This window comes from Pseudoalteromonas 'SMAR', assembly GCF_048515945.1.
Classification (GTDB): Bacteria; Pseudomonadota; Gammaproteobacteria; order Enterobacterales; family Alteromonadaceae; genus Pseudoalteromonas.
The window spans coordinates 44,620-58,557 of the sequence record NZ_JBLWMW010000005.1; the positions used below are offsets into that span (position 1 = coordinate 44,620).

Here is a 13,938-nt window from a genome sequence, read left to right on the forward strand (position 1 = left end):
CTCTGCGCCCAATCCCCCTAAAATTGCTGCACTTTCATATTACAGGTCAATGTTACTTATGGCGGTTAAAAAACCAGAAAACTTAAGCTTTGAAGAAGCCATGCAAGAACTTGAGCAAATTGTTGCAGATATGGAAAATGGCAGTTTAGCGCTTGACCAAGCATTAAAACAGTTTGAGCGCGGCATTAAGCTGGCCAACGCCTCCAATCAAAAGCTCCAACAAGCTGAACAACAGGTTGCCATTTTAATGGGCGAAGGCGAACAAGCGCAGTTAAAGCCATTTGATAACGAAGCATAATGTCCAACGAACTACACACACAATTAGAACGTGCCAAATCTCGAGTAGAAAGCACCATTGTCGATTACTTTGCACAACAGCTCGACACCGATGACACCATCAAGGCAGCAACTCGATACAGCATCGAAAATGGCGGCAAACGCTTACGGCCATTTTTAGTATTCAGTACTGGTGAGCTGTTTGGCGCTGATGCTGAAGACCTTAACTGTGCTGCGGCAGCCATTGAATGTATTCACAGTTACTCTTTGGTTCACGATGACTTGCCAGCCATGGACGACGACGATCTCAGGCGCGGGCGCCCGACTTGTCATGTTATGTATGATGAAGCAACGGCCATTTTAGCAGGCGACGCCTTACAAACCTTAGCGTTTGAGTTGCTAAGCAATCACTGCTTTGCAGTCAGCCAGCAACAGCAGCTGCAGATGATCCAAGTGTTGGCTAAAGCCTCAGGGTTGCAAGGTATGGTGGGTGGGCAAGCGCTTGATATCGCCGCCACAGATAAAGCCATCACCATCAACGAACTTGAGCGTATTCACCGCTTAAAAACCGGTGCCTTACTGAACAGCGCTATTGAACTGGGCTTGCTGTGCGGCCGCAGCGATACCATCACTGATCAAGTGCGTAGCGCCATGCGTACCTATGGTAACGCCATTGGTCTGGCCTTTCAGGTTAGAGATGACATTCTTGATGTTGAGGGCGATACGGCTACACTGGGCAAACCACAAGGCTCGGACCTAGGTCACAACAAAGCGACCTACCCAGCATTACTTGGACTACCACAAGCACAACTGAAAGCAGAGCAGTTGATAGATACCGCCTTGCAAGCCTTAGAGGATGTACCAGGAAATACGCAAACCCTGGCGGCGTTAGCCAATTATATTATTGCCAGAGATCATTAAGCACTCAGGCGTAAGAAAAAAGACACAATTGCTTTGTAAAAACTGGTGAACGTAATAATATGACCAGTTGCTGAAGAATTTTAATAACTTTGCAGTGAGTCGTGCCAATTTATACCATTTTGCTTGCACAGGCTCGCTTAGGACTCTGATAATTACCATGAAACTTGATAGCAGCAAGTATCCTTTATTGGCGTTAATTGACGAACCGAGTCAGCTTCGTCAACTACCACAACACAAGTTAATGGCGCTTAGTGATGAGTTACGTGCCTACTTACTCGATTCAGTGTCACAAAGCAGTGGCCATCTTGCTTCGGGTTTAGGCACCGTTGAGCTTACAGTGGCATTGCACTACGTCTACTCGACCCCAACCGACAGGTTAGTTTGGGACGTTGGCCATCAAGCCTACCCCCACAAAATACTCACGGGTCGCCGTGACCAAATGCACAGCATTCGCCAAAAAGATGGCCTCCACCCGTTCCCTTATCGTGGCGAAAGTGAATACGATACCTTTAGTGTCGGTCACTCAAGTACGTCTATTTCTGCCGCATTGGCTATGGCCATTGCCGCTGAAAAAGAAGGCCTAGGCAGAAAAACGGTGGCGGTGATTGGCGATGGTGCCATGACCGCGGGCATGGCATTTGAAGCCATGAATCACGCTGGCGACGTCAATCCAGATATGCTGGTGATCCTCAACGACAATGAAATGTCAATTTCTGAAAACGTCGGGGCGTTGAATAACCAGTTTGCAAAAATTCTTTCTGGTAGCTTTTACACCAATATTCGTGAAGGCAGCAAAAAGCTTCTTTCAGGGGTACCGCCGGTGAAAGAGCTGGCTGGAAGAATGGAAGAACACCTGAAAGGTATGATCATACCGGGGACTTTCTTCGAAGAGCTGGGCTTTAACTATATTGGCCCAATCGACGGCCATGATGTTGGCATGTTGGTCGACACGCTGCGTAACATGCGCAGCTTGAAAGGCCCGCAACTGCTGCACATCAAGACGCAAAAAGGCAAAGGTTACAAACCTGCTGAGGCCGATCCTATTGGCTATCACGGCGTGCCTAAGTTTGATCCTAGCGTGCACAGCCTACCGAAATCCAAGCCTAGTGCCCCGACCTTCTCAAAAGTGTTTGGCGACTGGCTCTGTGACATGGCCGCCGAAGACAGCAAGCTGATGGCCATAACCCCGGCCATGCGCGAAGGCTCGGGACTAGTGCGCTTCTCAAAAGAGTATCCACAGCAATATTTTGATGTTGCCATTGCCGAGCAACATGCCGTGACCCTGGGTGCAGGCTTTGCCTGTGAAGGCCTGAATGCCGTTGTGGCCATTTACTCGACGTTTTTACAACGGGCATACGACCAGCTTATTCATGACGTGGCATTACAGAACTTACCGGTATTGTTTGCTATTGACCGCGCCGGTGTGGTGGGTGCTGATGGTGAAACTCACCAAGGTGCTTACGATTTAAGCTTCCTACGCTGTATTCCTAATTTGGTGATAATGGCCCCGAGTGATTTAAATGAGTGTCGTCAGATGCTTTACACTGGTCATTTATTACAGCAACCAGCTGCTGTACGTTATCCTCGTGGTAGCGCAGGCAGTGCCGAAGTCAGTCAGACCATGACGGCGCTAGAAATAGGCAAAGCCAAAGTAGTCCGCGAAGGTGAAAAACTAGCCATTCTAAACTTTGGTACCTTACTGGACAATGCCACTGAAGTGGCAACTGAACTGAACGCCACCTTGGTCGATATGCGCTTTGTTAAACCACTTGATACCGCATTGCTCGATGAGCTTGTGGGCAGTCATGAGCGTTTTGTTACCATAGAAGATAATGCCATTGCTGGCGGCGCTGGCTCGGCGGTGATTGAATACTTTGCCGCCCAAGGCTATAGCAAGCCTGTGAAGCTACTGGGATTACCAGATGAGTTTATTAAGCATGGCACTCAAGGTGAAATTCATGCCGAGCTCGGCTTAAACAGCGACGGGATCCGCGAGCAGATCAACCGCTGGATGCAATAATAAGGCGGTTGTTGTCGCTAGCTCCAAATACTAAAAAGGCTTCTACTGAGAAGCCTTTTTTATTCATTCGCTTAAGTAAACCGCAGTGGTATTAATACTACTAGCGCATCCAGACTTTAACGTCGGCTAAGCCATTACTCTGGAGCAACTCCAGTTGTTCCTCAATATTGGCACTTTGTTCAAATTCAAAGGCATCCAGTTGATCATCAAAAATGATGGTGGCGGCGCCATCGCCTCCGCGCTGTTTCACTTGGTGCAAAGCAATATCCGCTAAATTCACCGATGACTCCCAGCCAATTACCTTGCCACCTAATAGCGGCAGCGGATAATAAGACCAGCCCATGGATACTGTAAGTTTGGTGGACTTACCATTGGGCAATAAATAATCTGTCTCTGCAATGGCCTTACACAAGTCGCTTACGTATTCTTCAATGTGATCGCGACTGAAATCCCTGAGCAACAATAAGAACTCATCGCCACTCCAGCGCACCACGTAATCCGAGCCTTGGGTGCGAGTATTCAGTAACGTGGCAAGCTGTTGCAAGCAGCTATCGCCGCCAATGGGCCCGTAAGAATCATTGATCTTACTGAAATTGTCGATATTCATGATCATCAATACTAGGCTCTTGTTTTGTGCCTGTAAGGATTGCGCGTTGCGCTGATAGTGCTCAACGTCTTTGGGCAATTGGTCGAATAAGAAACGGCGGCTCCGCAGCCCAGTGAGCTCATCAGAGTGGCTCACCAGTTTTAGCTGGGTATTGACCTGGTTAAGCTTTTCATTGGCCTTACGTAACTCGGTGGTACGTTCAGCAACTAAGTCTTCTAAGGCGGCCTGCTTGCGTCTTTCTTGCGCTCTGAAGACCCAGAAGATCAGGTAGAACATAAACACAAAAGCACAGGTAATAAACAGCCTGAAGTACACGGTTTCGTCAAAGCGCCGCGGCATCAGAATATCCAGAGCCAAGGTTTTCGCTTGCTCCCAGTCTTGCCCTTGACGCTTTACTTCTAGCAGAAAGCGAAAGTTGCCCGGCGGCAAGTTGGTATAAATCGCCTCGCGACGAGACTGGGCATCGCGCCATTGACTGTCATGCCCTTCTAAGCGATAGCGAAACTCAATGCTGTGAGGGGCGTAAAAATCAATCGCGGTATAATTAATGGTTAAGTCACGCTCTGAGGTATCGAGTTCAACCTCAGAAGTGAGCGCGTTTGAGCTTAATGTGCGCTCGTCTGTGACCAAAGACTCAAAGCGCGGCTGTAAATCCCCGCCGCCGAACAGCTGTACGTTTTTAGGGATTTCCACCACCCCTTGTAAGCTGGGATAAAAAATCGCTTCATCGGTTTCTACCACCGCATCATGGCCAAGGCCTGAACAGCATTGACTGGGTCGACCGTCGAGCTGGCGATCAAATGGACTGATCACTTGCTCAACTTTGAGGCTTTCTATCTTATTGCTGAACTGCTTCACTGGCATGCGATACACACCTTTCATTGTACTGACCCAGATCAGTTGGTTATTTTTATCAAAATGCAGAGAAAAAATGGAGCCATAAGGTAAGCCGTTGGAAGCATCGAGCTGATACCAGTCGCCGGCCTTGGTACGGTAGAATAAGCCGTCATTAAGCGATCCTACTAAGGTGGTCACGGTATCTAGATGCAAAATACTGGTGACGTAAGCCGAGTCTAAAGAAATCTGCGCACCAATTTTTTCAATGCCTTTGTCGTTATAGCGATACGCCCCTTTATTGGTGCCAATAAAGCCGTAACGGGGAAAATCTTGCACAAAGGTGACAAATTGACTGCCTAAAAAGGCATTGTAAGCAAACGGCGTGATGCCATTATAATCAAGACGATACAGTCCTCGTCCAGTACCAAACCACATGCCGCCACGGTTTGATGGGCTTAACGAGAACACCGGGTTTTGTCGTAGCTCACGATCGCTAATCGGTTGCAGCGATCCCTCTTCATACAACAAAGCGCCGCGATCTGTGCCGATAATTAAGCGCTCATCAACAAATTCTAAATCGTGGATCACCGAGCGGTTGAGCTGTAAACTGCTGAGCACTGGCTTATAGCCCTCTCTGGGGCCGATGATCCCAAGCCCTTCTCGGCTGGCAACCCAAATGTCGCCATCTGGGCTTTGCGTAATGGCTGAAATGGCTTGACTGCTGCGCTGGCCAATATGATGGCGTTCCACTTTACCGGCATGGGCTAACCATAGCCCTTCGTTCAAACTTGCTAGCCATATATTGCTGTCATCGTCCATAAAGATATCAGCAAACCAAATACTTTGATCCAGCTGTATGGGCTCAACGGACTGCCAAATACCATTACTCTGACGATATAATAAACGGCCATAGGTGGATACCCAGAGTCCACCCTCTTTGTCATTGAGGAACTTATACACGGCATTATTGCCTACTTCTTGATAGCGCCTTAGCACCTCGTCAAAGTCGAGAAAGTAGGCACCTAACTCAGAAGCTAGAAATAACTTCCCATCCACCCAAGCCAAGTCATGCACTATGGTTTGGGCCAGCTGTTCAGGAAGAGAGACTTTGCTGGCCAATTCCAGTCTAACGCCATCACCACTACGGTTGCTGGACTCGCTGATTTTCAGCAAGTGCCGCTCATTGACCAGCCAAATGCCATCAGGCACCAGTGCCATTTTGGTGACGGAGCCGACGATTTGATTAATCTGAGTGACGCTGAGGTTGGATTGCTCGATGTTATTTGCAGCAAGGGTTAACTTTTTCGCAGAGACATAATAAAGACCATTGGCGGCAACCCAAATACCACCGTCTTCATCAGCCAAAATGTCACGCACCGGACCTTGTAAGTCAAACCGCTGCGCCACCATGGTTTGTGGGTCTAGGCGCAATAAGCCGCGGCGGGTGCCAATCCATAACATCCCAAAGCGGTCCACCAGCAACTTATTGATGGCGTTACTATTGAGAAAGTCGGTATTTTGGGTGTTGAAGTTTTGAAATTGATGACCGTCGAAACGACTTAAGCCAAACTGGGTGCCTAACCAAATGTAGCCCTGCTCGTCTTGTACCACACTTTTAACACTTTGCGATGGTAATCCGCTTTGTATATTCCACTGTTTGACAACATAGTCGTCAATGGCCGCCAAGCTCGAGCTTGAAAGCAGCAAACCAAAAAGCAAAAACAAGAGCCGTGTCATTGGGATTCCATCACATAAGCACAGTTAAGTTAAAATGCCAGTTTTAAACAAAGCTTGCACGCAAACCAATGAAAAAAGACCAGCCAATACGTCATCTAGCATAATCCCCGAGCCGCCATGAAGGCGCTTATCCAAAAAGCGGATGGGACCGGGTTTTAGAATGTCAAAAAAGCGGAATAAAATAAACCCCACTAACAATGCCTGCCAACTCAAGGCAGCACCAATCATGGTTATATAAAATCCAGCCACCTCGTCCCACACAATAGCGGGGTGGTCATGTACATTAACATCATCTGCGGTTTTGCCACAAACCCAAATACCAAACAATGTCATGATGATAGCAACAATGCCTTGAAACCAAATTGGCATGCCATAAGTAAGAAAAATAAATGGCAGTGCGCCTATGGTGCCCACGGTTCCAGGCGCCTTCCTAGCAAGCCCTAAACCAAACCCTAAGGCAAAAAACTGATGGGGTTTAGTTAAATCAAATTTGTACTGCGTAATCAAACCGACTCCTAGCTGAAGTGCTCAAATCCCATACCACGTAATTGGTACGGCTGGCCTTGGTTGAGCAATTGAATTTCACCACTTTGGGCTGTAATTTGGCCGACACAAACCGGCTCTACACCATACTGTTGTAAGCGACTTTCAACAGCACTTTTGTTATTGTCATTGACGGTAAACAGCAGCTCATAATCATCACCAAAGCCAAGCGCCAGTGCTAATCTTTGATCCTCTGCCAAGCTCTCAGTTAACGCCGTAGACATGGGAACCTTATCGGCGTCTACTTTAGCACCAACATCGGAACTGCGAAGAATGTGTTGTAGGTCGGCCAGTAAACCATCAGAGATATCAATCGCTGCAGTGGCTAAGCCTCGGAGTACTTGCCCGGCAGCCACCTGTGGCGCAGGGAAGTGAAACTTGTGCTGTGCTGCCGCCAAGTGTTCAGCGGCTAGCGACCAGCCTTGCTTGCGCGCTTCAATGGCCAAACCTGCATCTCCTAAAGGCCCAGTGACATAAATCCAGTCACCCACCTTAGCACCGCTGCGTTTTAGCCCTTTGCCTGCGGGTAAAATACCTTTGGCACACACAGTGACGGTCAGTGGTCCTTGGGTGGTATCTCCGCCAATGATTTGGACATTATAATACTGAGCAATTTCATGCATGCCAGCGGTAAACGCCTCGAGCCAATCCATATCCGCATTCGGCAGGGTCAAGCCTAGCGAAATCCACGCAGGCTCCGCGCCCATGGCTGCTAAGTCACTGAGGTTAACCGCAATAACACGGTGGCCTAAGGCTTTTGCTGGGATATCGGAGAAGAAGTGCACTCCGCTCACCAAGGTGTCTGTGGTGATCGCTAATTGATAACCATCGGGAACACTGACTAATGCACAGTCATCACCGATCCCCAGTTCAACATCGCGACGAACGATGCCACGACCTTTAAAGTAATGATTGATTAGCTCAAATTCTTTCATACACAAAAAAGCCGGCCTAGGCCGGCTGTTCCTTTAATCACACTTACCTGCGTATAAACTTAACGGCTTTATCTAGTACGCCATTAACGAACTTGTGACTTTCTTCAGCACCAAACATCTTCGCCAGCTCAATGCCCTCGTTAATGGCCACTTTGTATGGTACATCTTCGCGGAACTTAAGCTCATAAGCGCTTACTCGTAACACCGCCAGCTCGACCATATCGAGCTCAGCAAGTGGGCGTGCTAGGTGTGGTGCAATGACTTCATCCAATTGCTTTTGGTTTACGACCACACCACGAGCCAAGTCTTTAAAGTATTCGACATCAACTTTGCTGACGTCGTTCTCGATAAGCATTTGCTGTTCAATATCGGCAATTGGATTGCCACTTAGCTGCCATGAATAAATAGCTTGTAAAGCGAGTACACGTGCTTTGCGTCTAGCTGCTGGTTTCACTGAGATTCCTCTTAAATTTGCTCAAGCACGTTCACCATTTCCAGTGCACCAAGAGCAGCTTCGCCGCCTTTGTTGCCCATTTTGGTGCCCGCGCGCTCTATGGCTTGCTCAATGCTTTCAGTAGTCAGTACGCCAAAAGCCACTGGAACATCGTAGTCGAGTGAAACACTGGCTAAGCCTTTGTTTGACTCGTTAGCGACTAAATCAAAGTGAGGTGTACCGCCGCGAATAATCACGCCTAGGGCAATGATAGCATCATGCTCTTTTTTCATTGCAATGCGTTTTGCCGCCAGTGGTAGCTCTACAGCGCCAGGTACATATACAACCGTAATATCATCTTCACTCACACCGCCGGTGCGTTTTAATTCATCAACGGCGCCTTCTAACAAGCTGCTGCCAATAAAATCATTAAAGCGTGAAATGACAATGGCAAATTTTTTGCCTGGTGCGTATTTATTACCTTCGATTACTTTCATCAGATGTTCCTAATCAGTCTGAGCAATTGCCAAATTGAGGCGCATAATAACACAGTATTATGACATTCGCCTACTATCTCAGCGTAGACAATAACAATCAATTTGGCTGTGATTTTTTATTGCGGTTCTACGTATTCAACCACTTCGAGGTGGAAGCCCGACAGCGCGTGATACTTTTTCGGTAAGCTCATTAGGCGCATTTTTTGGATCCCCAAATCCGCCAAAATTTGTGAGCCCACCCCTACGGTACGCGAGGTGCCTTGAAACTTGCGGTAATTCACTTTTTCACCGGCATCTTCTGCGGCAAAGGCTTTAACCAAAGCTTCGATGTCTTCGCTGTGCTCTTGTTTACCTAAAATCACCAACACGCCATCGTGCTCGGCGATGTATTGCATGGCACTTGGCAAAGTCCAACTTCTGTCAGCACTGCGGTCTGAATGCAAAATATCATTAAAGGTGCTTTGCAAGTGCACTCGAACTAGGTTGGCCGCATCGCTTTTCACTTCGCCTTTAATCATGGCGTAGTGCAGTTGATTGTCGATGGTGTCTTTGTAAGTCACTAGATTAAACTCACCATATTCAGTCGGCAGTTTACACTGTGCCACTTTTTCAATGGTGGTTTCATTAAGGTTGCGGTACTCAATTAAATCGGCAATGGTGCCAATTTTAATGCCATGTTCGTTAGCAAACACTTCCAATTGCGGGCGACGTGCCATGGTACCATCGGGGTTGAGAATTTCGACGATCACCGATGACGGTTCAAGACCGGCAAGTCTGGCTAAGTCACAGCCTGCTTCAGTGTGCCCTGCACGTGTTAATACTCCACCTGGCTGCGCCATAATAGGGAAAATGTGCCCTGGTTGCACAATGTCTTCTGGTACTGCGCCTTTGGCAACGGCAGCCTGAACGGTGCGCGCTCGGTCAGCGGCTGAGATCCCGGTAGTGACTCCCTTTGCCGCTTCGATAGACAAAGTAAAGTTAGTGGAAAATTGCGCGCCATTCGACTTTACCATTAGCGGTAAGTTTAATTGCTCACAACGCTCCTGGGTCATAGTCAAACAGATTAAACCGCGGCCGTAGGTCGCCATGAAATTGATTGCGTCTGGTGTAATGTGTTCTGCCGCAATGATCAGATCACCTTCATTTTCTCGGTCTTCATCATCCATTAAAATTACCATTTTACCGGCTTTAATGTCAGCAATGATTTCCTCAGCAGTGTTTAAACTCATAGTTTTCCCATTTTGTACTTTGTCTTTGGCTACTTTATAAAGCCAGCTTTCGCCAATAAACTTGTTGTGAGAGTAGAACCGCTGGCTGCGCCTTGCTCGGCATGAATTAATCTTTCGAGGTAGCGCGCAATTTGGTCAACTTCAAGGTTGACCATTGACCCAACCTGAAACCCCGCTACGGTGGTTTCTTGTGCCGTATGTGGCACTATGGTCAATTTAAATTTATTCTCTTCTACGGCATTCACCGTTAAACTGATACCATCGATAGCAACAGATCCCTTATAGGGGATGTATTTCATTAGCTCAGGTTTGGTTTGTAACCAATACTCCGTGGCTCTGGCATTAGGGTTAATCGCCACCACTTCAGCAACGCCATCGATGTGCCCGGAGACCAAGTGACCACCTAAACGCGAAGTCGGCTGCAGCGCCTTTTCAAGGTTCACCAGTTGACCTTTTTGGTATTCAGAAAACAGCGTTAGCGCCCGTGTTTCATTAGAGACATCGGCACGGAAACCGTCGTTAAACTTTGCTGTCACGGTCAAGCACACACCATTGGTGGCAATGCTATCGCCTAATTGCACATCCTGCATATCCAGTGACGAGCTAGAAATTCTGACAATTAAATCACCGCCTTGTAACTGTAGCTCGCTAATTTTACCTGTTGCTTCAACAATACCTGTAAACATATTACTTCTCTTTACTTGCGATGATTTTTATATCTGGGCCAATTTGGCTCACGGCATTAAATTGCAGCTCAGCGATGTCACTCATCTGAGTCAGTTCCGGTGTATTAAACAACCCCCGCCCTGGACCTATGATTTTAGGTGCCAAATAAACAATGTATTCATCAATCAGGTTTTGCTCATGCATGGCACCACATAAGGTGGCCCCAGCCTCTAACCACAAGGCATTACACTGTTTGTTACCGAGCGTTTGCAAAATCGCCTGTAAATCCAGCTTTCCTGCCACTTCAGGTATAACTATTTGTTCTACGTAGTGAGGCCAATCGTGTGAATTATCAATAGTACGGCGAAAAATAACTATCGGTGCAGCAATTTGAAAAAAAGCCAAGTCCGGAGTCAATCGATTATCAGAATCAATCACGGCACGCAGCGGTTGGCGAATTTGCGTTAATGGATACTCTACTTGCGCGGCAAATTCACTGCGCACGTTTAATCGGGCATTGTCTGCAAGCACGGTATCGGCGCCGCTGAGAATGGCGCAGCTTTGGGCGCGATGTTGTTGTACGTCCAGGCGAGCGGGCTCAGAGGTGATCCATTTACTTTGGCCATTATTCAGCGCTGTTTTACCGTCCAAGGAGGCGGCTAATTTACAGCTCACAAACGGCATAGACGTTGCCATGCGCTTTAAAAAACCACGATTAAGCTCTACCGCTTGCTGCTCTAACAGCCCTGATGCGGTGTCAATGCCAGCGTCTTGTAACATCGCCAGACCGCGCCCAGCGACTTCGGGGTTGGGGTCCACCATCGCGGCAATGACTTTGGCGACTTTGGCTTTGATCAGCCCCTCAGCACAGGGTGGCGTGCGACCATAGTGGCTACACGGCTCTAAAGTTACATAAGCGGTGGCCCCTTGGGCACGAGCGCCTGCCATTCGCAGTGCATGCACTTCGGCATGTGGCTCACCTGCCTTTAGGTGCGCGCCTTCACCAACAATTTCATCGTTTTTAACAATCACGCAGCCAACATTGGGATTAGGACTGGTGGTAAACTGACCACGCTTTGCCAGCGCAATGGCGCGCTGCATATAGGCTTGGTCTTGTGGGCTAAACGACTGGCTCAATCTCCTAGCCTCGCAATTTCTTCGCCAAATTCACGAATATCTTCAAACGAGCGATACACAGAAGCAAAGCGCACATACGCCACTTTATCGAGTTTTTTTAATGACTCCATGATGCATTCGCCAATCAAGTCACTGGACACTTCGCGCTCGCCAGTGCCACGAATTTGCGACTTAATTTTATGTACCACTTCTTCTATTTGTTCGGTGCTAACGGGACGCTTTTCTAGCGCCCGATGCATACCATTGAGGAGTTTGTCTTCATTAAAAGGCTCACGCGAACCATCTTGTTTTATCACTCTGGGCATAAGCAGTTCAGCGCCTTCAAAGGTGGTAAAGCGCTCATGGCATAAAATGCACTCACGGCGGCGGCGAACTTGATGACCGGATGCGATCAATCTGGAATCGATCACTTTGGTGTCTTTGGCTGTACAAAATGGGCAATGCATAAGCGTTCTCGTTAACTAACCCCAGCTCTACAAAACTAAATAGGATGTTTATGCCGTCATCGCATGTTAATGCGTAACGGCTTCATCGCTAACCAAACGAGGCTGGAATACCAGTGAGTGTTTGACTGAGTTTAGCCATCACTCGCCTTGACCAGCTTTGCCGACTGTTATCACGAATACACAGGCAATTGGCTAGAGCGACCTTAATGAGAACCGGGCAAACAAAAAAGGCCGCTTAAATGCGGCCTTAATCATAACAAAAAAACTGCTTTTTTGTGTGCGATTTTATGCGTAAACCGGTAATTTAGCACAAATTGCTTTTACTTTTTCTTTCACTTGGGCCTGAACCGCTGGGTCGTTGATGTTATCTAAGACGTCACAGATCCAACCTGCAAGCTCTTTCGATTCCGCTTCTTTAAAGCCGCGACGGGTGATAGCCGGCGAGCCAATACGCAGACCAGAAGTAACAAACGGTGAACGCGGGTCATTCGGTACTGAGTTTTTATTTACCGTGATATTGGCATTACCCAGTGCCGCATCTGCGTCTTTACCCGTGATGTCTTTGTCAATCAGGTCAAGCAGGAATAAGTGGTTATCTGTTTTGCCAGAAACCACTTTGTAGCCGCGCTGTTGCAGTACTTCTACCATTGCCTGGGCATTTTTTACCACTTGGGTTTGGTATGCTTTGAACTCTGGCTCAAGTGCTTCTTTGAACGCCACTGCTTTAGCCGCAATTACGTGACACAGAGGGCCACCTTGACCACCAGGGAAAACCGCACTGTTTAGCTTTTTGTAGATATCTTCGTCACCACAAGCTGAAATGATCAGACCACCACGTGGGCCTGCTAGCGTTTTGTGCGTTGTGGTGGTAACTACGTGGGCGTGAGGCACTGGACTTGGGTAAACACCCGCGGCAACAAGGCCTGCTACGTGTGCCATATCAACCAGTAAGTAAGCACCTACTTTATCAGCAATCTCGCGGAACTTAGCCCAATCAACAATACCTGAATAAGCAGAGAAACCGCCAATGATCATTTTTGGCTTGTGCTCAAGAGCTAATGCTTCAACCTGGGCGTAATCAATTTCACCGGTTTCTTCGTTTAGGCCGTATTGAATGGCGTTATAGGTTTTACCAGAGAAGTTTACGTGCGAACCATGAGTTAAGTGGCCACCGTGTGCCAGGCTCATACCTAGTACGGTATCGTGTGGCTGAAGAAGCGCTTGGAAAACCGCTGCATTGGCTTGCGAACCTGCGTGTGGTTGCACGTTTGCGTAAGTTGAACCAAATAGTTCGTTAGCGCGGTCTATGGCTAATTGCTCAACCACATCGACGTGCTCACAACCACCGTAATAACGCTTACCTGGATAACCCTCAGCATATTTATTGGTTAACTGCGATCCCTGTGCTTCAAGAACACGTGGACTACAGTAGTTTTCTGAGGCGATAAGCTCGATGTGCTCTTCTTGGCGCGAAGTTTCCGCCGCAATCGCTGCATGTAGTTCAGGATCAAAATCTGCGATGTTCATGTTACGTTCTAACATGGTTTCTCCTAGGTAAACGTAAAGGTTTTAAAAGATGCTGAGGTGATAGCCACACTCATTCATCTGTAAAATTAGCATGGCCATATTTAAGCAGGGATTGAATTTATTTCAC

At 47.8% G+C, this 13,938-nt stretch carries 13 protein-coding genes; 3 read left to right on the forward strand and 10 right to left on the reverse strand.

Annotated features, from left to right (window positions below):
* The first annotated feature begins 58 nt into the window (after positions 1–58).
* From xseB to dxs, 3 genes are all read left to right on the forward strand, one after another.
* On the forward strand, positions 59–298 hold the full coding sequence (gene xseB, locus ACNKW2_RS03745; protein WP_336569127.1) for an exodeoxyribonuclease VII small subunit: 240 nt from the start codon (positions 59–61) through the stop codon (positions 296–298).
* Positions 298–1,197, forward strand: a complete 900-nt coding sequence (gene ispA, locus ACNKW2_RS03750) for a (2E,6E)-farnesyl diphosphate synthase (RefSeq protein ID WP_419147343.1) — start codon at positions 298–300, stop codon at positions 1,195–1,197. The genes xseB and ispA overlap by 1 nt, the downstream gene beginning before the upstream one ends.
* Positions 1,198–1,354: 157 nt before the next feature.
* On the forward strand, positions 1,355–3,217 hold the full coding sequence (dxs, locus tag ACNKW2_RS03755; protein ID WP_419147344.1) for a 1-deoxy-D-xylulose-5-phosphate synthase: 1,863 nt from the start codon (positions 1,355–1,357) through the stop codon (positions 3,215–3,217).
* Positions 3,218–3,317: 100 nt separating this feature from the next.
* Here the strand turns inward: dxs and ACNKW2_RS03760 are convergent, their stop codons facing one another.
* The 10 genes from ACNKW2_RS03760 to glyA all read right to left on the reverse strand — a co-directional run bounded on the left by ACNKW2_RS03760 (position 3,318) and on the right by glyA (position 13,826).
* Positions 3,318–6,398 carry a two-component regulator propeller domain-containing protein gene (locus ACNKW2_RS03760; RefSeq protein WP_419147345.1) on the reverse strand — a complete coding sequence of 1,027 codons (3,081 nt, stop codon included), beginning with the start codon at positions 6,396–6,398 and terminating at the stop codon, positions 3,318–3,320.
* Positions 6,399–6,422: 24 nt separating this feature from the next.
* Positions 6,423–6,905 (reverse strand): phosphatidylglycerophosphatase A family protein, encoded by a 483-nt coding sequence (locus ACNKW2_RS03765; protein WP_419147346.1) that lies wholly within the window; start codon positions 6,903–6,905, stop codon positions 6,423–6,425.
* 8 nt (positions 6,906–6,913) lie between these two features.
* A complete protein-coding gene (gene thiL, locus ACNKW2_RS03770; protein WP_419147347.1) occupies positions 6,914–7,876 on the reverse strand; it encodes a thiamine-phosphate kinase in 963 nt (320 codons plus the stop codon).
* Positions 7,877–7,919: 43 nt separating this feature from the next.
* Complete coding sequence (nusB, locus tag ACNKW2_RS03775) at positions 7,920–8,330, reverse strand: transcription antitermination factor NusB (protein ID WP_336569120.1); 411 nt, start codon at positions 8,328–8,330, stop codon at positions 7,920–7,922.
* Positions 8,331–8,341: 11 nt separating this feature from the next.
* Positions 8,342–8,806: a 6,7-dimethyl-8-ribityllumazine synthase gene (gene ribH / locus ACNKW2_RS03780; protein ID WP_336569119.1), complete on the reverse strand. Its 465-nt coding sequence runs from the start codon at positions 8,804–8,806 to the stop codon at positions 8,342–8,344.
* A gap of 116 nt (positions 8,807–8,922) precedes the next feature.
* Positions 8,923–10,035 carry a bifunctional 3,4-dihydroxy-2-butanone-4-phosphate synthase/GTP cyclohydrolase II gene (gene ribBA, locus ACNKW2_RS03785; RefSeq protein ID WP_336569118.1) on the reverse strand — a complete coding sequence of 371 codons (1,113 nt, stop codon included), beginning with the start codon at positions 10,033–10,035 and terminating at the stop codon, positions 8,923–8,925.
* 29 nt (positions 10,036–10,064) lie between these two features.
* Complete coding sequence (locus tag ACNKW2_RS03790) at positions 10,065–10,721, reverse strand: riboflavin synthase (RefSeq protein ID WP_419147348.1); 657 nt, start codon at positions 10,719–10,721, stop codon at positions 10,065–10,067.
* Position 10,722: 1 nt separating this feature from the next.
* Entirely contained in the window at positions 10,723–11,838 is a 1,116-nt protein-coding gene (gene ribD / locus ACNKW2_RS03795; protein WP_419147349.1) for a bifunctional diaminohydroxyphosphoribosylaminopyrimidine deaminase/5-amino-6-(5-phosphoribosylamino)uracil reductase RibD, read from the reverse strand.
* Positions 11,835–12,284: a transcriptional regulator NrdR gene (nrdR, locus tag ACNKW2_RS03800; RefSeq protein WP_336569115.1), complete on the reverse strand. Its 450-nt coding sequence runs from the start codon at positions 12,282–12,284 to the stop codon at positions 11,835–11,837. The genes ribD and nrdR overlap by 4 nt, the downstream gene beginning before the upstream one ends.
* 285 nt (positions 12,285–12,569) lie before the next feature.
* Entirely contained in the window at positions 12,570–13,826 is a 1,257-nt protein-coding gene (glyA, locus tag ACNKW2_RS03805; protein WP_336569114.1) for a serine hydroxymethyltransferase, read from the reverse strand.
* Positions 13,827–13,938 lie beyond the last annotated feature (112 nt).